Genomic DNA, 269 nt, shown 5'->3' with positions numbered 1-269 from the left:
ACAATAGCCTCGTTTAATCCGATTTCTGTAGCTAACTTAGGCAAAACTAATATTGGGTAATCGTCTATTAATAACTTACTCATTGCTGTCACTTCCATACAGAAGGTATTCTTCGCTATACTTTAGAATTCCGGCTATTTTAGGTATTGTTTCTTTTTTAGGTAAATGAACACCAGACTCCCATTTTTGAACTGTTGATTTAGTTGTGTCAGTTTTACTAGCTAATTCTTTTTGTGTCATTCCTAATCGAGTTCTTCGCTCATTTATAC

1 protein-coding gene is annotated in these 269 nt (G+C 33.8%); it reads right to left on the bottom strand.

Features of this window, described 5'->3' with window-relative positions:
* Window positions 1-75: 75 nt before the first annotated feature.
* The coding region (locus AC0IXR_RS25075) for a helix-turn-helix domain-containing protein (protein WP_471762599.1) at window positions 76-269 on the bottom strand (194 nt) is incomplete at its 5' end.

The sequence above is a fragment of the Methylobacterium sp. AC832 genome, assembly GCF_979256025.1.
Note: the sequence above shows the minus strand (reverse complement) of the source record. Positions and strands in the feature narration are given on the sequence as shown.